23 protein-coding genes and 1 pseudogene are annotated in these 18,566 nt (G+C 41.0%); 4 read left to right on the top strand and 20 right to left on the bottom strand.

The window, feature by feature from the left end; translation table 11 throughout:
- Window positions 1-55 precede the first annotated feature (55 nt).
- From Q1B03_RS14245 to Q1B03_RS14230, 4 genes are all read right to left on the bottom strand, one after another.
- A complete protein-coding gene (locus tag Q1B03_RS14245) occupies window positions 56-1,189 on the bottom strand; it encodes a zinc-dependent alcohol dehydrogenase (protein ID WP_299742400.1) in 1,134 nt (377 codons plus the stop codon).
- 36 nt (window positions 1,190-1,225) lie between these two features.
- Complete coding sequence (locus Q1B03_RS14240; RefSeq protein ID WP_299742397.1) at window positions 1,226-1,849, bottom strand: DUF421 domain-containing protein; 624 nt, start codon at window positions 1,847-1,849, stop codon at window positions 1,226-1,228.
- Window positions 1,850-1,956: 107 nt separating this feature from the next.
- On the bottom strand, window positions 1,957-2,796 hold the full coding sequence (locus Q1B03_RS14235) for an MBL fold metallo-hydrolase (protein ID WP_299742395.1): 840 nt from the start codon (window positions 2,794-2,796) through the stop codon (window positions 1,957-1,959).
- Window positions 2,793-4,040 (bottom strand): MFS transporter, encoded by a 1,248-nt coding sequence (locus tag Q1B03_RS14230; RefSeq protein ID WP_299742392.1) that lies wholly within the window; start codon window positions 4,038-4,040, stop codon window positions 2,793-2,795. The genes Q1B03_RS14235 and Q1B03_RS14230 overlap by 4 nt, the downstream gene beginning before the upstream one ends.
- Before the next feature lie 315 nt (window positions 4,041-4,355).
- Between Q1B03_RS14230 and Q1B03_RS14225 the strand changes: the two genes are divergently transcribed.
- Entirely contained in the window at window positions 4,356-5,900 is a 1,545-nt protein-coding gene (locus Q1B03_RS14225) for a metal ABC transporter solute-binding protein, Zn/Mn family (protein WP_299742389.1), read from the top strand.
- An 83-nt stretch (window positions 5,901-5,983) separates the two neighbouring features.
- Here the strand turns inward: Q1B03_RS14225 and Q1B03_RS14220 are convergent, their stop codons facing one another.
- The 16 genes and pseudogenes from Q1B03_RS14220 to Q1B03_RS14150 form a co-directional block, all read right to left on the bottom strand.
- A complete protein-coding gene (locus tag Q1B03_RS14220; RefSeq protein ID WP_299742386.1) occupies window positions 5,984-6,445 on the bottom strand; it encodes a hypothetical protein in 462 nt (153 codons plus the stop codon).
- Window positions 6,446-6,475: 30 nt separating this feature from the next.
- The gene (locus Q1B03_RS14215) at window positions 6,476-6,871 is read right to left on the bottom strand and encodes a CBO0543 family protein (RefSeq protein WP_299742383.1); all 396 of its coding nucleotides are present in this window, start codon (window positions 6,869-6,871) and stop codon (window positions 6,476-6,478) included.
- A 212-nt stretch (window positions 6,872-7,083) separates the two neighbouring features.
- Complete coding sequence (locus tag Q1B03_RS14210) at window positions 7,084-7,689, bottom strand: N-acetyltransferase (RefSeq protein ID WP_299742380.1); 606 nt, start codon at window positions 7,687-7,689, stop codon at window positions 7,084-7,086.
- A 224-nt stretch (window positions 7,690-7,913) separates the two neighbouring features.
- Window positions 7,914-8,780: a VanY-A/VanY-F/VanY-M family D-Ala-D-Ala carboxypeptidase gene (vanY, locus tag Q1B03_RS14205; RefSeq protein ID WP_299742378.1), complete on the bottom strand. Its 867-nt coding sequence runs from the start codon at window positions 8,778-8,780 to the stop codon at window positions 7,914-7,916.
- Between the two features lie 90 nt (window positions 8,781-8,870).
- Window positions 8,871-9,980, bottom strand: a complete 1,110-nt coding sequence (locus Q1B03_RS14200; RefSeq protein WP_299742375.1) for a HAMP domain-containing sensor histidine kinase — start codon at window positions 9,978-9,980, stop codon at window positions 8,871-8,873.
- On the bottom strand, window positions 9,973-10,674 hold the full coding sequence (vanR, locus tag Q1B03_RS14195; protein ID WP_299742373.1) for a vancomycin resistance response regulator transcription factor, VanR-F/VanR-M family: 702 nt from the start codon (window positions 10,672-10,674) through the stop codon (window positions 9,973-9,975). The genes Q1B03_RS14200 and vanR overlap by 8 nt, the downstream gene beginning before the upstream one ends.
- A gap of 404 nt (window positions 10,675-11,078) precedes the next feature.
- Window positions 11,079-12,314: an ATP-binding protein gene (locus Q1B03_RS14190; RefSeq protein WP_299742370.1), complete on the bottom strand. Its 1,236-nt coding sequence runs from the start codon at window positions 12,312-12,314 to the stop codon at window positions 11,079-11,081.
- A gap of 176 nt (window positions 12,315-12,490) precedes the next feature.
- Complete coding sequence (locus tag Q1B03_RS22180) at window positions 12,491-12,784, bottom strand: DUF3021 family protein (protein WP_366141299.1); 294 nt, start codon at window positions 12,782-12,784, stop codon at window positions 12,491-12,493.
- A 269-nt stretch (window positions 12,785-13,053) separates the two neighbouring features.
- The gene (locus Q1B03_RS14185) at window positions 13,054-13,599 is read right to left on the bottom strand and encodes a hypothetical protein (protein WP_299742367.1); all 546 of its coding nucleotides are present in this window, start codon (window positions 13,597-13,599) and stop codon (window positions 13,054-13,056) included.
- A 56-nt stretch (window positions 13,600-13,655) separates the two neighbouring features.
- The gene (locus tag Q1B03_RS14180) at window positions 13,656-14,039 is read right to left on the bottom strand and encodes a VOC family protein (protein WP_299742364.1); all 384 of its coding nucleotides are present in this window, start codon (window positions 14,037-14,039) and stop codon (window positions 13,656-13,658) included.
- Window positions 14,040-14,100: 61 nt separating this feature from the next.
- Entirely contained in the window at window positions 14,101-14,379 is a 279-nt protein-coding gene (locus tag Q1B03_RS14175; protein ID WP_299742684.1) for a helix-turn-helix transcriptional regulator, read from the bottom strand.
- Window positions 14,380-14,621: 242 nt separating this feature from the next.
- Window positions 14,622-15,060, bottom strand: a pseudogene (locus tag Q1B03_RS14170) (VOC family protein).
- A 99-nt stretch (window positions 15,061-15,159) separates the two neighbouring features.
- Entirely contained in the window at window positions 15,160-15,714 is a 555-nt protein-coding gene (locus tag Q1B03_RS14165; RefSeq protein ID WP_299742361.1) for a cysteine hydrolase family protein, read from the bottom strand.
- Window positions 15,715-15,803: 89 nt separating this feature from the next.
- On the bottom strand, window positions 15,804-15,968 hold the full coding sequence (locus Q1B03_RS14160; RefSeq protein WP_299742706.1) for a hypothetical protein: 165 nt from the start codon (window positions 15,966-15,968) through the stop codon (window positions 15,804-15,806).
- 158 nt (window positions 15,969-16,126) lie between these two features.
- Window positions 16,127-16,636: a MepB family protein gene (locus tag Q1B03_RS14155; protein WP_299742358.1), complete on the bottom strand. Its 510-nt coding sequence runs from the start codon at window positions 16,634-16,636 to the stop codon at window positions 16,127-16,129.
- Window positions 16,637-16,663: 27 nt separating this feature from the next.
- Window positions 16,664-17,161: a GNAT family N-acetyltransferase gene (locus Q1B03_RS14150; RefSeq protein ID WP_299742355.1), complete on the bottom strand. Its 498-nt coding sequence runs from the start codon at window positions 17,159-17,161 to the stop codon at window positions 16,664-16,666.
- Window positions 17,162-17,323: 162 nt separating this feature from the next.
- Here Q1B03_RS14150 and Q1B03_RS14145 point away from each other — a divergent pair, with 162 nt between their 5' ends.
- The 3 genes from Q1B03_RS14145 to Q1B03_RS14135 all read left to right on the top strand — a co-directional run bounded on the left by Q1B03_RS14145 (window position 17,324) and on the right by Q1B03_RS14135 (window position 18,375).
- A complete protein-coding gene (locus Q1B03_RS14145; RefSeq protein ID WP_299742352.1) occupies window positions 17,324-17,842 on the top strand; it encodes a hypothetical protein in 519 nt (172 codons plus the stop codon).
- A 14-nt stretch (window positions 17,843-17,856) separates the two neighbouring features.
- On the top strand, window positions 17,857-18,030 hold the full coding sequence (locus tag Q1B03_RS14140; protein WP_299742349.1) for a hypothetical protein: 174 nt from the start codon (window positions 17,857-17,859) through the stop codon (window positions 18,028-18,030).
- 108 nt (window positions 18,031-18,138) lie between these two features.
- Complete coding sequence (locus tag Q1B03_RS14135) at window positions 18,139-18,375, top strand: DUF3935 domain-containing protein (RefSeq protein ID WP_299742346.1); 237 nt, start codon at window positions 18,139-18,141, stop codon at window positions 18,373-18,375.
- The last annotated feature ends 191 nt before the right edge of the window (window positions 18,376-18,566 follow it).

The following is an 18,566-nucleotide window of genomic DNA, read 5'->3' as shown; positions in this document are numbered from 1 at the left end:
GGGTGTCCCGTGAACAAAAAGAAGGAGGGACACGAATCCCTCCTCCTTCTTAACGTTAAGGCTTCAAGATGACTTTGATGCAGTCGTCTTCTTTCTCATTAAATAGTTGATACCCTTTTGCCGCTTCCTCAAGCTTAAGTATATGTGTGATGATGGAAGTGGAGTCGATTTCCCCTTTGACGATTTGTTCATAAAGGGGGGCCATATACGCTCTCGCAGGCGCCTGTCCCATCTTCAGGGTAATATTACGGGCAAAGAATGCCCCAAGGGGGAACATGTTGTAAAGCCCGCCATATACCCCGGTCAATTGAACAGTCCCGCACTTCCTGACAGCCTTGGTGGCGATTTGAATTGGACCGATTGTTCCACCCTGAAGCTTCAATTTCTGTTCCATATATTCAAGTGGGGACTTCTTCCCGTCCATGCCGACACAATCGATCACGACATCCGCCCCGCCTTTTGTCAACTCTTTTAACGTTTCCCCCATATCATCGTATTGGGTGAAATCAAAGGTTTCCGTATGGTTCATCTTCTTTGAGTGACGTAAGCGATACTCGAAATAATCGACCGCGATGACCCTCTCTGCACCCTTTTTCCAGGCAAACTGCTGAGCCATCAATCCGACCGGACCACATCCGAGGACAATGACCGTGTCCCCTTTTTTCACACCGGCATTCTCCACACTCCAGTAGGCCGTGGGAAGTACATCAGATAATAAAAGGATCTGTTCATCCTCCAGTTCACAATTCTCCGGTACTAAAAAAGGGGTGTAGTTCCCGAATGGAACTCGTAAGTATTCCGCTTGTCCCCCGGGGTAATTCCCGAATTTCTCCGAGTAACCGAACAATCCCCCAGAGTCATAATGGGGATTGGAATGATCGCATTGACTTTCTAAATGGTTATGACAATATTCACAAGTCCCGCAAGCCACCGTGAAAGGGATGATGACGCGATCCCCCTTTTTGACTTTCGTGACATCTTTCCCGACTTCCTCTACGATTCCCATGGGCTCATGCCCAATGACATATCCGATCGGGAGTGGAAAGTTCCCCTGGTACAGATGTAAATCGGATCCACAGATGGCCGTTGATGTGATGTTGACTATGACGTCTTGTGGATCTTGTATCCGCGGGTCCTCTACCTTCTTGACGGCTACGGACTTCTTTCCTTGATATGTGACGGCTTTCATAAACGTCCTCCAATCGAGATTCTATCCATTTCCTTACTACTGAAGATGTTTTGGGGGAGTGTTGACGGAAGAGTTCTGTTTGATCTCTTTAAATATATCTTCCCCTCCCACTTCCTGACTGACTGGCCTCGTCGTGGAAGGTGGGACATCGAGCATATTAATCAGTCTCTGTACTTGTGCCTGAAGTTTTTCAAAATCTTTCATCGTCACCGGCTTTGCCTGGGGCATCAATTCCACTCCGACTTGTCCATTCGGCTCAAGTGTCGCCCATTTCACATCCGAAAGCTTACTGACTCCCTGCTGTCTTAATTTCATTTCAAGTTGATCGACTGTCATTCGTAACTTTTTAAAGTTCTTTTCGTTGATGACGCCATTTTCCATAAGAAGTTTGGATTTCCCGGTGATAAACTGTTCGACACGATCGGATTTCACCTGCAGATATTCCATGGTCATGAGGGTAAGGACAAGAGTCAACCCGACACCTATCGTGGTCCAGATATTCTTGCCGGCTACCGGTTGAATGAGTAATGATCCGATTCCGATCATAATGACCGTCTGTGCCAATGTCATCTGGGAAATTGACTTTCTGCCGGCCACCCTTAATAATAAGGTTCCTGCCAGTACGATAAGCACGGCTTTCCAAATCCAATCCAAATCCATTTAACATCTGTCCCTTCTATCGCTAAAAACCCTCTTCAGGTGAAGAGGGAAAAAGGTTTGTGCCTGATTAATTTTCCCTACAGGCATAAAATTATTCGAACCAAAAGTTAATGCCGTTTCCGATTTGCCGGTAAAGCGATCTCATCAAATTGTTCAACCAATTTTCTTAAAGCTCCTTCCAGCTCTTTCCCCGCCATCGCCTCTCCATGTCCGGTGACAACTACTTTCGGATTCAAATTGGATAATGTTGCGACCGATTCTTTGGCCGCTTTCCAATCCATCGTGAAATACCTCGGCGGACCGCTGATTTCTTTCGTTTGAAGGACAACCCGGTACAGGGATTCCTGCTTCACTGTCACAAAGGCGTCCCCGACGATTAATACACCATCCAACTCCCTATAAAGGGAAATGTGCCCTGGCGTATGACCAGGTGTATGAACCCATTTCCATCCTTGCATAAAGGGGACTTCACCACTTTCAGGAAGAACGTGAAGACGATCGGACACATCGATTCCATGATGGGGATAAAATGGGGACAACTCACTGACCAAACCGCCATCCACAGTAGGATCCCCTTTCGGATAGTTCCTTTCGCCGTTAAGATAAGGGATTTCCCGTTCATGGGCATAAACTGGAACGTCCCATTCCTCTAAGAGCGGCTCCAGGGACCCGACATGGTCAAAATGGCCATGAGTCAACACAATGGCTTGCGGTTTACCCCTATGGCCAAACCGCTCTTCCGCCGCTTCCATGATCTTCTGCTTAGAGTGAGGCATCCCACAATCAATCAACACCCACTCCCTGCTTCCCGGAATTCCGTAGAAACAGACATTCACAATCTGATTGGTCCAATAATAAAGATCTTTACCTACTTCCCTCCCAGTCCCACTTTTCACACTAAAGAAAGGGAGATGTGTGTCAGAAAAATCACTGTCTAATGGTTTCATGTTGACCCTCCTTGATTTGTAGTAGAAGTGGGGGATTTTTCAGATTGAATAAAAAACAGCACACTCAGAAACATCCCGATTCCTAAGATACCTGCGCCGATAAAACTCTCATTCAATAGAGAATTCATCACCAAGGCCATCAGAGGGGGACCGGCAGCCACTCCGATGAATCGGGATGAGCTGTAGAAAGAAGAGATCGTCCCCCGCTCCTCTTTCTCGATGTTTTCGGTAATCAGAGCATCCATTGTAGGCAGCAACGCACCAATCGAGAGACCCATGAAGCTTGAGACAGACAAAAGAAGAATCAATCGCTCGTCGACAAATCCTATCAATGACACACTGACACTGATCAGAATCAAGCTCACCGTCATGATTACCTTCATGACCTTTAGCTCACCTTTGATCTTTCTACCTGTAATAAAAGAAGCGATGCATAGAGTCAGTAAAGGAATGGCCAATACAAACCCTTTTTTCACCCCATACAGTCCATGTGTTTTCTCCAGGGAATCAGATAGGAAAAACAAGACGGCAAACAAGACCAGCATGATATAGATCCCTACGAGAAAAACAGTAAAGATCCATTTCCCTTCCTGTTTAAAAATCTTCTTTGTATTCTTGATGAATGTTTTCAGTGCGGCAGGCTTCTCTTTCTTCTTAGGAACTTTAATGAAGAAGATGACGAGTACAATTGAAATAAGACTAAAAACAGAAATAGAGAAAAAAGGAAGATACCATAAATAAGCGGCAAACATCGCCCCCATTATGGGACTTAACACTTTGCCGAATGTGTTGGATGTTTCAATCAATCCAAGACAGGAACTCGTTTTCTTATCATCATCTTTATACAGATCACCCACCAGCGGTAAAATAATCGGAGCCGCACCAGCTGCCCCAATCCCCTGCAGAACACGGCCGATGATGATCCAAGTAAAGGGATCATCCATTTTCCATGAAGCGAACCCAGCAACCAATCCCCCCAATAACGCAATGAGTAAACTGGGGAGGATGACCACCTTCCTTCCGAAGCGATCCGACAGATATCCAGCCACCGGAATCAGAAAGATCGAAGCAATGGAGTAACTTGTAATAATCATACTCGTTTGAAAAGAAGTGATCCCCACCTCTTTTTCAAAAATGGGCAGTACAGGGATCAGCATGGAATTCCCCAAGGTCATCACCAAAGGAATCGAGGCCATACTTACCACGCACCAATTACTGATCTTCTTGTCGTTGCAATTGTTCATTCAATTAATCCACCCTTTAAAGATTGATCTACCATTACCTAAGTATTTGAATTTTCAATGAAAAACATTCGGCGAATATGACGACTCCCTGCAAAAAAATGTTGAAAGTTAGGAGAATTTTCAACAACCATTTTGTCCATCTTTAGGAACTTCGAGACCATTCAGTGGAAAGTTATGGCCCCATAATCGATTATCTGAGCTTACGGAAAAAAGCGATCATTACTATCTACTACCACTAATAAATCGTAACAATTACTATTTACAAATCGTAACGATTACGATATATTATGTTTAGTAATAATAAGGAGGATACATATGAGGAAAAAATGGGTGGCTTTATTTAGTTTATTATTTGTTCTTTCTCTTGCTGGTTGCGGAGAAGGAAATGAGAATAACAGTGCGGAACAGGCAGCGTCTTCAACTGAACCGGTGAAAATTTTCACTACGGTATATCCCCTTCAGTTTTTTGCAGAACGGATTGCTGGTGAAGAAGCTGAAGTTGAATCACTTTTACCTCCCGGATCGGACTCTCATACCTATGAGCCCACTTCTAAAGACGTAATGGCCATTGCTGAAGCAGATGCATTCATTATGAATGGCGCGGGGATGGAGGCGTACGCCGAAAAAATCACTGAGGCTGTAGAGGCTGAAGATGTGAAGGTCGTTGAAGCAGCTGAAGGGATTGAGCTCAATGAAGGAGCCCATGACCACGATCATGAAGAGGATCATGACCACGGAGATCATGATCCTCACGTATGGCTGGATCCAATCCGCTCCATTGAATTAGCAGAGAACATTAAGAATGTATTAGTAGAATTGAAGCCTGAAGAAGAGAAACTATTTAATGAAAACTTTGAAACACTCAAGGCTGACCTTGAAGCTCTTGATCAGGAGTTTGCCACTGAACTGGAAGCAACACCAGGCAATCACTTTCTCGTCTCTCATGCCGCCTATGGCTATTGGGAAGAAGCGTATGGTGTACATCAGATTGCTGTTTCCGGATTGAGCCCGACACAGGAACCGTCTCAGAAAGAACTCCAGACCATTGTAGAGACAGCTAAAGAATATGGATTAAAGCATGTCTTTTTTGAACAGAACATCACGACGAAAATAGCTGGAGTCGTAAGGGATGAAATAGGTGCAGAAACACTCAGACTTCATAACCTGTCTGTACTGACAGATGAAGATATTGAAAAGGATGAAGACTATTTTACACTGATGAGACATAACCTGACACAGTTGCAGACAGCATTGGAACATGCACCTGCTATTGAACCGGAAGAGCACGACCATGACCATAGCCATAAATTAGATGAAGAAGCGCAGAAGATTTATGATGGTTACTTTGAAGATGAACAAGTGAAAGATCGTGAGCTATCTGACTGGGAAGGTGACTGGCAGTCCGTTTACCCTTATTTACTGGATGGTACCCTCGATGAAGTATTTGCTCACAAAGCCGAAGACGGAGATAAGACTGCCGAAGAGTATAAAGAGTACTATACAATCGGATACAAAACAGGCGTCGAGCGCATCATGATTGATGGGGATACGTTCACCTTCTATGAAGATGGAAAAAAATCGTCTGGACACTATACCTATGACGGGTACGAAATTCTAACCTATGAGAAGGGAAACCGTGGAGTGCGCTATATCTTCAAGCTTGCTGATGAGGAGGAAGGAAAGATGCCAAACTACATCCAGTTTAGTGATCACAGCATTGCCCCAACCGATTCACATCACTATCACTTGTATTGGGGAGAAGACCGGGAAGCGTTGCTGGAGGAAGTTGTTAACTGGCCAACCTATTATCCTTCTGACTTAAGCGGCGAGGAAATCGCTGATGAAATGATGATGCATTGATTTCCCACCCCTGAGAAAAGTACATTTGAATCTCTATTCTGCTAGGATGATATCCGGTGACCCCATAATTGGGCACCGGATATTTATAATGAGGTAAACCTCAACAAAATTGCCCGAATGATAAACCCTGCCGCCAGTCCCGGAATCAGCGCAAGCATCGGCAGCCAAATCGGACCAAAGTGAACGGAGAGGAATGGTTGGGGGGAATACATAATTCCAACCGTGACAAAGTAGGCAGCGAAGGCAAATGGAATAAACGATAACGGAGGATTTTCTCCATCTGAAAATTTGTATGCATCATACATCGCATACATGTAAACACATGGATAAAACATGATCCATTGGTAGTGAATCACTTCTTCAGCTTCCGAAATTCTGCCAAGAAAGCTATACATGATAGACAGATTAAATGTACTCATGCTATTAATGATAAATTCTAATAAAATAAATAAGAATCCTTTTATGACATGACCATTCAACAGCTGCCCAAAGCCCGGAAATGCTATGCTCCATAACACCACTTCTAGTTTTTGAGTCTTTTTCATATGACCAAACCTTTAGTTGACGTTTTAATATTAAGTACTCTTAGGTTGATCCAATCTTTTAACTACGGATACAAGCCCTCTGATGATAAATAATGTGAAACTTACAGAACCAAAGGTATGAAATGGCGACCACTTTTTCCATTGGATTAACTTTGTGTATTTCACAAGAAACCATTGAGTTATACTCATAGGAACACTCCAAGTCAAACTTTTCCAAAGGATCTTCCATAACCCGTCATTATACGTTTGTCTAACCCAGATCACACTCAACAATGGAAAAAACAACATATCAAAAACAATGTTGGTCTTAAACACTCCTGGAAAAGGACGAATTGGATAGGCAACACGTTTCTCCGACACAACATATGTATCAACTAGAGTGGACAGAACTCCCTTTGAAAAGAAAACAATTAAGTTTTGCTTCATCCTAGCCCCCCTGAATAAGAATGGGAAGCAAATCAGGCATAAGGAAATGAGTACGCTTAACATTTTTTTCTCCACAACATGATCCTCCGTTTAAAGGTTTTGTTACTAGTATGATGTTAAGCCGGACCCGTTATGCTATATCTTTTCTTCTAGATTATTGGAGCTCACTATACTAACCTGTTTTTCCAAAAATCAGTCATTCCATAAGCTCTTTAGTCCCCCACTTCTTTCACTTTCACAAGCTTCATATATACAAGATCATTAACACCACTTTTTTCACTGTGCTTTTGAGGTATACGCATGAACTCTGCAAAACCCAGTTTTTCATAAAGGTGGATGGCACTTATGTTGGTATCTGCTACCTCTAAGACATATTCGTCGTATGAAGTTGAATGTATGATCGATTTTAGCAGTTCAATTGCCACACCTTTTCCTCTATACTTTACCGACGTTGCCACAAACTCTATTGCACCCATCTTTTCAGAAATTTGAAAAGGATATTGCTCTTTCTCAAATTCTTTTTTGAGAATGACATAAGCAATACTCCCCATGAATAAGCCGAGGTGCTTTCTAAATTCACTATATTTCAGTCTTACAGAAGGTATATTGCTTGTAGTGCAAGCCGCTATAGCCGCAATACGATCGTCAACTACTGCCGTATAAAAGACCTCTTCATTAAACATATGGGCAAATGTCTTGTAAAGTTTAGCCTTATCCTTTGAAAAATAATTCAGCCATTGATAGAAGCCGTCTACAAAGATTGTACTCATCTCATTTCTTCTATTACTTTCTGATTCACTAGCACGAATAATTTTCATAGGTTATCCCTCTATTCTTTGTGAATGTATCCTGCATATTCATTAAGTTACTACTATTTCTATTTTTTTAGAACATATCCTTCATGTACCTAGGCCAACAGTTCCCAAAGCACGCATTAACCCAAAGATGGGCACTATAAAAATGAAAGGAAAAGAAGAATTGTCAAAACGAGTGCTGTTTTTTTAGCCATGTACCATCATGCCTTTCATTCAGTTCGTTCGTCTCATTCCGCATCAGGAAACACTGTCACAATCACACCATCGATATTGTTACCTGAAATCTCATAACGTAGATCGGCAGGCACATGGATGGTCGTACTTTTAGTAACAGGATAATAAGAAATCTCATATTTTTCCCCATTTACACTAGCAGAAAATGTTTTTTCTTCTTTTAGGTATTCCAGATATTCTTCTAATACGAAATTCTTGGATTTCATAATTGCGCTATGGGGGAAACCAACATAGCGGATGTGCCACGGTTCATATTCAATTCCTGTTATGTCCGTTTTATTCTCTGGATAACGTAAGATGAACCCGTATTTCCAAGCGTTCTTTTCTATCCACTTTCCTTCTGGTGCATTAGCCATCTTCATTTGAGTAGATCCTGCATCAAGGGATAAGCCCAGATTGTGTTCACTGTAGCCTGCTGGCAAGGCATAGTCAGAACCCATATCTTGATAAAGCACACTTTGCTCATCAAAATCCCGAAAGCCGCTCGTAATGGCGAAATGTTGAAGCCCATCTTTTTTTGCAGCAGCAACCATCTCTGAAAACGCATGTGCAATTTCCTCTGATAAATAAGTGTCACTGCCTAACAACACGTACCCTTGTGCCAGTTCATTGTTTGCAGATAAATTGACAATATCCGATCGAATGCTCTCCTGGTGAACAGGATATTCACTGTTGACCAAAAGCAGATCTCCTTGATAGATTTGATCCTCTGTCATTTCGATTTCTTGGATGCCACCCTCTGCGATACCATTTTCAGATTGAACATGGTTTTGAATTTTCACTTCTGGTTCAGACAAAGGTTCCAAATAGGCGAACGTTAACCCTAGGCAGGATAATAATAAAAAGCCCCACTTCTTCATTTATCTGTTTCCTCCTTACTCTTAGTTGCTTATAAGTGTAGGGAAAACTATTTAAATAAAGAGTGGGGTAAATTTTAAATTTTTCTTAAATCATTCATTCGGACTTTCACCATCCTGCGGCAAGCGCACTTCAAAAATGGTACGTATGATACTGCTTTCGGCCGTAATGGTCCCATCATGCTGCTCCACGATATTCTTGGCAATGAAGAGGCCGATCCCGGTGCCGCCTCCTTGATGAGTACGTGCTTTGTCACCGGTATAGAACATATCAAAGAGATGGGGCAGATCATTCTGAGGAATGGGATCTCCATAATTCACAATCTGAATAACCACTTTCCCTGAATCAATAAAGCCATTAATATCCACAAACTGGCCATCGTTACCATAGCGATTCGAATTGGTCAAAAGATTTTCAAACACGCGTGCCAACAGCTCTCCATCACCCAAAACAGGTAGTTGCGGAGTCACATTCACTCTAGCGATCAAATCATTCTTCTCGAAGACAGGATACAATTCCTCCTTTAATTGATTAAGGAGATCACTTACATTTAGATGATTTTTTTGAATGGGCAATATGCCATAGTTCATTCGCGTTATTTCGAATAATTCATCAATCAGTCTTTCTAAACGCTGGGATTTCGTAAAGGCAATCGTTAAAAAATGTCTGACTTGTTCTTTCGTCAAATTCTCATCCTTAAGGATCAAATCCAAATAACCTAAAACGGAGGTGAGGGGTGTACGGAGATCATGAGCTAAATTGACGACTAACTGCTCTTTACTACTTTCCGAGAAGTCCCCTCTTTCGATAGCTTGTTCCAATTTTTCACTGGCGAGATTTATGCTCTCGGCAAGGTCACTAAACTCATCATTCGACACGATTTGAACCCGATGCTTGAAGTCACCCTGGGCGAGATAATGAATTCCCTTTGAAATCTCATTGAAATAGGCAGAGTAGGGTTTTGTAAGTAAAAAGAAGAAGAAAATCGAAAGCAGGATGAATACTAGTAAAAAGACGTTGAAGTCTCCAATATTTCGTATGATAATGCGAAAATAACCTAATGAATCTCCATAATTCACATTTGAATAATAATACATTTGGAGTACTTTAAAGAATAGGTATGTAATAGCAGCAGACAACAACATGCTTAGACCCAGCAATAAGATCATTTTCAAACGAAAGCCTCGTAGTATTTTACCCATTGAATGTATACCCTACGCCCCATACTGTTTTAATGAATTTATCTTTCCGTTTATCCTCTTCAAGCTTTTTTCGTAATGTGCGGATATGGACCATTACCGTATTCCCACCTTCAAAGTATGCATCCCCCCACACCTGCTGAAAAATATGTTCCACACCGAAAACTTTCCCCGGGTGACTCGCCAGTAAGTACAAAATATCAAACTCTTTAGGCGTTAGTTCGATGCTTTCACCATATAGAGTCACTTTACGCTGATCGGGGGAAATGACCAATCCACCACTTTCCACGAAGGCTTTCCTTTCTGTAGCCGTCTTAGGTTGATTGAGCTTCAAAAAACGTCGGAGTTGAGCATTTACACGAGCAACCAATTCGATCGGGGTGAAGGGTTTCGTCATATAATCATCTGCCCCAATGACCAGGCCCTGAACTTTATCGAAATCAGATGTCTTGGCACTCAAAAAGATGATTGGCATATTATGCTGATCCCGAATGCGTCGGGTGACTTCATATCCATCCATTTTCGGCATCATGATATCCAAAATCAGCAAATCAACAACCTGAGTCTCGACCACACGAACCGCCTCCTCACCATCCGATGCTTTCGTCACGTGGTATCCTTCTTTTTCTAAATGGATGGCAATCAGATCCGCAATTTCCTCCTCATCATCAGCTACTAAAATTGATAAAGGTTTCATTCTTTCACTCCTACTCTAGTGACATCCGCTAAATCTCCAACAATCCTTACAAAGCTGCACCTGACATTTCGTCATCATGATTGTAACTTTCGCGGCGGCTCATTTAGGGCTTTCACTTATTTTCCATTATTTTTTCATAAGCATACCCTTTGGAGAGAAGATATCCAAAGGGATTTCATCATCGATGATAAGTATTGTTTACTTACACATAAAAAAAACCTTCAAGTGTGATAGTGTAAATGAAATTTCTTAAAAAAATCATGGGAGAATTCTTAATTTTTTCTTAAGATAGGATGAAACGCACATAAAAACGGTGCCTGCCCCCCGGTACGCTAAAGGTTTACCGTGCTGGGTACAGGCACCAATATTTTATTATGTGGTGCTATGGGACCTGTCCCCATGGCTCACCCCTGCAAATAAATCCTAAACGTTGTCCCCACTCCCTGCTCGCTTTCCACCTGTATTTCACCCTTCAACCTTTTGACAATTTGATAGCAGAAGGTCAAACCAAGTCCCGTCCCTTTTTCCTTGGTCGAGTAATAAGGTCTGCCCAATACCTTGAGTTGTTCCGGAGTCATGCCCGCTCCATTATCTTGAATGACAATCAAGATCCTGCCGTCTTTATGTACAGTGGCTGCCGCCGTGATTTTTCCATTTTCTTTTACCGCCTCGATGGCATTTTTCAGAAGATTGAGGAGTACTTGCTTCATCTCAATTTTTATCCCTTTGATCATCAGTTCTGTTTCAATATGTTTATGTATTTTAATGCTATTCATCACAGCATACGTAGACATCACGTCAACGGATTCATTCATGGTGTCAGTCAGACTGAACACCTCGTATTCCTCCGTCTGCGGCTTGGCAAGGGAGAGGTATTGAGTAATGACGTCTTGGGCGTGATCTAATTCTTGTATGGATATGTCGATAAAGCTCTTCTGTTCAGTCGTTAACGTTTCTCTCTGCAGAAGCTGCATGAATCCTCTTACGGTCGTCATGGGGTTTCGGATTTCATGAGCAACAGAAGCCGCTAACTGGCTGACTACATTAAACTTTTCAGCCTTCATGAGTTCAGTTTTAATCCTGGTTTGTTCCAGTCGGTTTTCAATCAGATAAATGGTCAGGATCAGCGTGATCCAAATGATCAATGTGGAACTTGCGACAAGGGGAAGCTGCCGTACTTCATTGTTCTGGAGTAAATAAAGGGATTTTGTAACCGGGATGAACAAATAAAAAACCGAAATCAGGATCATTTTGTTCTTCCAGGTACCCTTTCTATACCATTTCGATAAAGGAATCAGGAGTACACTATAAATCGCATAATTCACGATCAAAAAGACCATTACATGGTTGGTCAATGAACCGATCAACAGCATGGCGGTGAACGTACTGAACCCGGCTCTCTTCCCGCCATAGAGAAAGGCAAGGATAATAGGAACGACCTTGAAATCGTACACATAACCACTGGAGTATACAACGGGGAAGATCATTGTAAACAGTAAAATAGCAAGATTCATGAGAAAGAACTTAAAGGGAAACCCTTCTGTATTGCTGTCCGATCCATTCGTAACCATCTGAAAAGCAAGAATCGTAAATAGGATGAATACCACATGCAAAATTAAATGATGGACAGTCTCTACCATAGCAGGTCTCCTTTAAGAAAAAGAATCTTCTTTAAATTCTTCGACATCCTTATCGGAAATCCTTTCCATTCATTGCGAACATTCGACAAAAATCAAGAGAGCACGGAAACACGGGGACGGTTCTTATGCTTCTTTCTTGCTTTTGGAAGCAAAGATCCATGTTAGCGGTAGTCAGGTTATTGATGACGGGCTTTCATATAAGCCCTTTTACGCCATGTAAAAATTAAATATGTAATCAAAAACAAGATAACTCCAACCTTATTAAAAAGGAAAAATACGTTCACAACATCTCTGAAAGAAACAAGCGGGTAAAAACCGTTCAGAAGTAAAGTTGGAAAAACAGTCAACAGCATGACCAAGTATTGAGCCATCATTTGTTTGAAGAATCGCCATTGTTCAATTTCATATATGACGCTTGCCAACCCTATGAAAAAAGAGAACTGACCATAAAAAAAGAATGTGTTTGCAATGGCTGATGACCCTTGAAATTGATTCCATAACAGCTAAAAGAATATCAAGAAGCTAAATGGGATGACTCCTCTAAGCAATCCTTTTATCAATAAATTTATTTTATGTTCCTTATTATTAAGAAGAATCCCCAACATCTCATAGAATAAACCGATATTTTTCCTACTGACTATCCCTATTTAAAGAAAAAGGACCATTCCTCTACGTGCTGCTTACAACACGTAGAGGAATGGCCACGGGGGTTAAGACTTCGTTCTTTAAGAAAGTTGAATTACTTCCAAATATCCATATACTTTTTTTTGTATTTTTTGTCATCAACCGTATCAATCAAATCTAAAGCGGTTTGTTTGATAGACTCATCATTAAAGTGGTCATATAAATTCCTCATGTTTTGAAGAATGTCATTCCGGATTAAAGTAACGTTTTTTTCATCTGTTCCTTTTTTAAAACGTTCAACCATAAAATCCATAACCATTTCTTTTTGAGGTGTACCAGCAATTCCGACCTTCCAGATTGATTGGAGAGAATGCCTGGCCGTCACAAACTTTTCATCTTTTGTTACCTCCCACAACCCTGGGAAATCTTTCATTATCCTCATCTCTGGATCGCTTATGGCTAGGTTAGCTAAATATTGTGCTGCACGAGAGCGTTGATGGTTATCTTTATGAGTTAAGTCCTCTAGTAGTTGATCCCATACTTCATATGCCCAATCAACTTTTTGGTCCGTTACTTTTAATATATATTGGTAGGCTTCATAACGCTCTTCTTTATCGCCTGACTTAGAATGTTCAAATTCCAACTTTACTTGACTGTCCATTTTTATCTCACCTAATTTTCAATGCTCCAATTTATTTTATACATCGTCATAACCAATTACTGCTGTATCATCTGAATAAGGTTTCCACATGTATCGTCAAAGACAGCTATCGTGATCTCTCCCATGACGGTAGGCTCCATCGTAAACGTTACACCTTTTTCCACTAGTCGCTCGTACTCTTTGCGAATATCTGAAACCCCAAACATCGTTACAGGGATGCCGTCTGCGAATAATTTCTCTTGATACTCTTTCGCAGCCGGGTGCTCATTTGGTTCAAGTAAAAGCTCGGTCCCGTCTTGTTCATCAGCTGAAACAAGCGTAATCCACCGGTGTGCTCCTGTAGGAACGTCATGTTTTTTCACAAAGTCCAGCGTGTCTGTATAAAACGCTAATGCTTTGTCTTGATCTTGAACGAATATACTGGTTATAATAATTTTCATCCTCATTTGGCCTCCTTTAATCGTTGCGATGGCAGTTGCTCTTCTGCCGATTCGTGAAAAGTTAGTCTACCCATCCTTTCAATAAGTTTGCAAGTGGTTCTTTGTTAAACATAAGTACTCGATATTTACCCTTCCGTTCTGACATGACGAGTCCTGCATCTTCCAATAGATTTAGATGTTTGGTGATCGCCTGTCGCGAAATGGAAAGGTTGTGCTTCATAACGAGGCGTGCCGTAAGTTCATACAATGTCAGCTCGTTGCGATCGGAAAGCTCATCCAGGATAAGCCGCCGAGTCGAGTCGCCAAGTGCTTTGAATATAGTGTCTTTGTCCCAAGTCATAGATTGATTATATGCAACTAAATGGTTGCTCGTCAAGTATAAGCAACTAATTGGTTGCTTGATAGAAGGTACTTTATGATTCCCTATAATAAGAAAAATCCCCTTTAACGGTTTTTAGAAAGTTATTAGGGACATAGAAAACACCAGAAACTTATGGTTCTGGTGTTTTCCTCTTTTAGCGTCTTTTTTCATTAAAGTACCCCAAGCCGGAGATCTAAATCATTTAAAATCCGATACACTATTTAACTGATTTTCTCCGCCAACTCTAAAATAATCCCTTTTGGACCACGAAAGTAGCATAACTTATAACTTTCTTCGTACTGCTGTATCTCACTAAAGATTTCCGTGCCCTTCTTTTTTTCAAATTGGCCACAATCGTTTCAATATCTTCAACAGCAAAGCAAATATGTCGGATACCCAGCGTAATGGCAAAAGGTTGCTGAATACCTTTTTCATCTGAAGGTGTATAAAATTTGACCAGCTCTATCCATGCCTGACCATCTGGCATCCCCAATCCTACACATGCCGTTTTAACGTGATTAAGTCCAACGATTCTGTCCAACTGCTCTCCATCCAATTCCCATTCCGCTTGCACTTCGAGTCCTAAATCAACAAAAACGCCTTAGCCTCTGAAAGGTCATTTACGTTTATACTCACATGATCGATTCTATTGGTGTTCATATCCCACGCCTCCTATGTTTCTGTTATGGAAACCATAGGGACAGCCCCCTCGGCACCTTTACTAAAATGAGGCCCCATGGTACCTGTCCCCATGGTGTCTTAATTCAACATATCTAACAATTGTTCCGTTGAAAGGATGGTGGCAAATTCATCATTCAATGTAGCTAAAGACACGTTATGTATCGTTTCCGGATCAAAATAACGGCCATCTTGATCTTTCATTCCAAATGCCGCTGTGGCATCGGATATTAGGTAAGTGTTAAAGCCTAAATTCCCGCTCATTCTCGTCGTTGTTGAGACGCAATGAGGAGTGGTCAACCCTGTTATTATCACTGTTTTAATATGATTTTTATTTAACGTTTCTTCTAAATTGGTGCCAATAAAACTACTATTCACTTTCTTGGTAATTACCACTTCTTCTTCAAGAGGACTAACCAATTCCTTTATAGTAAAACCTTTATTGCCGGGATAAAATACAGAATTCGGATGGTCTGACGTGTGTTGAATATGAATGACTTGCCCTCCCTTCGCTCTCCAAACCTTTAGTATTTTACTAATATTCTCTTCTGCATTTACATTATTTCGTTCTCCCCATTTTGGGTCATCAAATGCTTTTTGAACATCCACTATAATCAATGCACTGTTTTGATTCACTATACTTCCTCCTCTATAAAATTCGGTTAATCTTCAAATTTATTATAAGAATTCAACAAAAAGAGAGTTAAACCTTCAATATACGCACGCTACCATTCCCTCTTTTCAACAAATAGCAAAATTAGCGTCGCCAAAGGACCCAATACGAGTGAAAGCAGAAACCAGTTTAACCCCTTCCTGTTTTTCCCTTGTGCAAGTCCGGCATTTATCAGCGCCAGTGTGCCCCAACCTACAAAATATTGATTATCCATCATCTGTCCTCCACATTCATTAAACCAATACCAATTATTTCAAATTCATTATCCTACTCAAGTCAAATTATCACAATAAAAAAGCTTATCGTTTCTAGGGTAAGCCCTCTTTAATGGATAAATATAAGTTCAGACATGTGGTATTAAGTGAATATACTAATTTACTGCGAATACAGTTCCAATATTTTTTTCATGGGCAGTTTATTGGTATCACTCAAATCGACAAAATAGGGTAACTGCCATGTTTGAGTTTTTATCGCTTGTTTGCTGGTTGGGGTATCCCAACTGGGGTAAACTCTAATGGCCATTTTCCCTTTCGCAGCACTCGTCTTAAGAATATCTTGTTTGGCAAGAATGTCTTTCGGGAAAACAAATTGCCCCCATTCTTCATTACTCAAAAAGGTATTGATGACCAACAAGTCAGGTGCCTTTTCATATGTATATGGTTGATTGTTATCATTTTCATCTTTTTCCCAAAATGCAACAAATTGCCCCACCTTATTAGGTGTTACTTTTGCGACCCTAAATCGAACTGAACGAGAAGCCAGTTCAAATGTACCAGCTCCGTAATTCGCATTTCGTTTTTCTTCTTGAACCGATTTTAAGGTTAATTGATTAGGTTCATAGACTAATTTGTTTACAAGAGATAACGCTTTATTAAAATTGTTCACATCTTCCCTCCTACTCTTTTCATTATTTTAAGTATAATCATCCGTCAGAGTCACCCCCTTCTCCAGTTCAATTTCATCTCTAATGGGAATCCCGTCAATTCCGATCATAGGGATCTCAGGCTTTACCTTTCTCGCCTTCTCCACTGCGAACCGGTGAATAGTTGAAATCATGAAGCCCCTCTTTTGGTAAAATTTCAGTGCCGGCAGATTGTCATTGGTTGTGATCAGCGTGATGCGCTTGCACCGGCTCCCGACTGCCACCTTTTCTACTTCTTTCATCAGGGAGGTGCCGATGCCCTTCTTTTCTTCCAAACTATCAAGGGAAATAATCTCGCATTCTTCGTCTTTGACCACATATGTAATCAAACCTGCGATTACGGTTTCTTCATTCAGGTAGGCAAAGCCGTCTAACGCAGCACAGTCATAGATCCCACTGGAAATGACCATCTTCGGACTGCCCCAATGCCGATTGAAGAATTCAACCAGGTTCTCTTTCGGCATCTCTTTAAGTGATACGATCCTCATTCGTCCTCTCCCCCTTATCCGTTTCGTGAGTGCTCTACTGGAAGATACCATAGATTTAATTGTAAAAAAAGGAAAATACAAGAAACCCTATGGTAAAATGGAATTAAATTCTCCATGTCTTATAACCTTCAAAAATACATGTATACAAGGAGCAAGGACATTTTGAAAAAGGTACGAGTTTTACTTTTACTAATGGCAGTGGTCTTATTGGCCGGGTGTTACGGGAAAGAACAGAATCTGATCGACGGAGATAAACAGATAACCCAACAAATTGATAACGCGATCTCCCAATATATCATTCAGAACTATTCCACCTCCTACTACGGTACAGAAAAGCAGTTTGAAGTCCACAAAATCTATGGAACGAGCGAAAAGGATGGGATCCTGAGTGTGTATATGTGGTCGTATTACGGTGGATTTAATAAAGCGACCGGATTAGAAGCCCAGTCCGGGCATTCATTACCTGCCGTGATTCGGTTAAGCATAAAAGATGGTACCTATTCTGTGATTGAATACATAGAACCAAAGGACGGCAGCATGTATCAGTCCTCCTTGGAAAAAATGTTCCCGGCGAAATACGTTAAAACCGCTCAGAGAGATAGTGGAAACATTGGGGAATTGCAAAAAGAGATGGAGAAAAAAGTGAATAAATGGATCGAGAAACAGGACAAAGAATACTGAGGTGGATAAAAAGCATGGAACTGACCATTAGAAGAAGGATCGAGGAAGATGTCCATGAGTTCATTACGTGGGCGTATGAGGGAATCTATTCGTTTTACGATAACAATAGTCAGGCGGAAAAAATCGAAGGATTGAAAGTAAGCTTTTCCTCTATAGTAAATTTGATTCACCACAAAAACCCCTTATGACTGTTAAACGTCATGAGAAACGATTAGAAGAAATAAAGCAGCTGTCTGGAATTGAGTTTTAAGTCTTATTTAAACTAGCTGGTGCTAGAACATAAGAGGGAGATGGTTATGATCAAAATGTTCATTTTATATGTACTATCATTTATTGGGTTCTACTTAGGCTTTATTCTGTTGAGTTCCCTTGCAGAGAACTACAACATCTCAAGCTTGTACGTGGTACATGTAAAAGAGGATGGGGTGGAAATTTTCCCAACGACCAATCCTTTTTTAATCATGTTTCTCTATACAATAGGTTGTCATAAATTAATCTCTAGAATGATTGATAAGAATGATAAAAAAATGTGAAGAACTACACTTAAAGCAATGGGGGATTTAATGAATAAGAATCACAAAGGAAAGTGGTAATGAAGATCATGCTAAAGAGGGACTCATACTCATACCACTCACTCCCTCTTGCTCCTTAATTACTTTTTCATTCCCTCTGATCAACGGAACAACTCGTGATTTAGAAACCATCAAAAAAAGGGGATTCCTCC

Origin of the sequence: uncultured Rossellomorea sp. (genome assembly GCF_947488365.1) — a bacterium.
Classification (GTDB): Bacteria; Bacillota; Bacilli; order Bacillales; family Bacillaceae_B; genus Rossellomorea.
The sequence above is the reverse complement of the archived record's forward strand: the minus strand, read 5'-3'. Positions and strand labels throughout refer to the sequence as shown.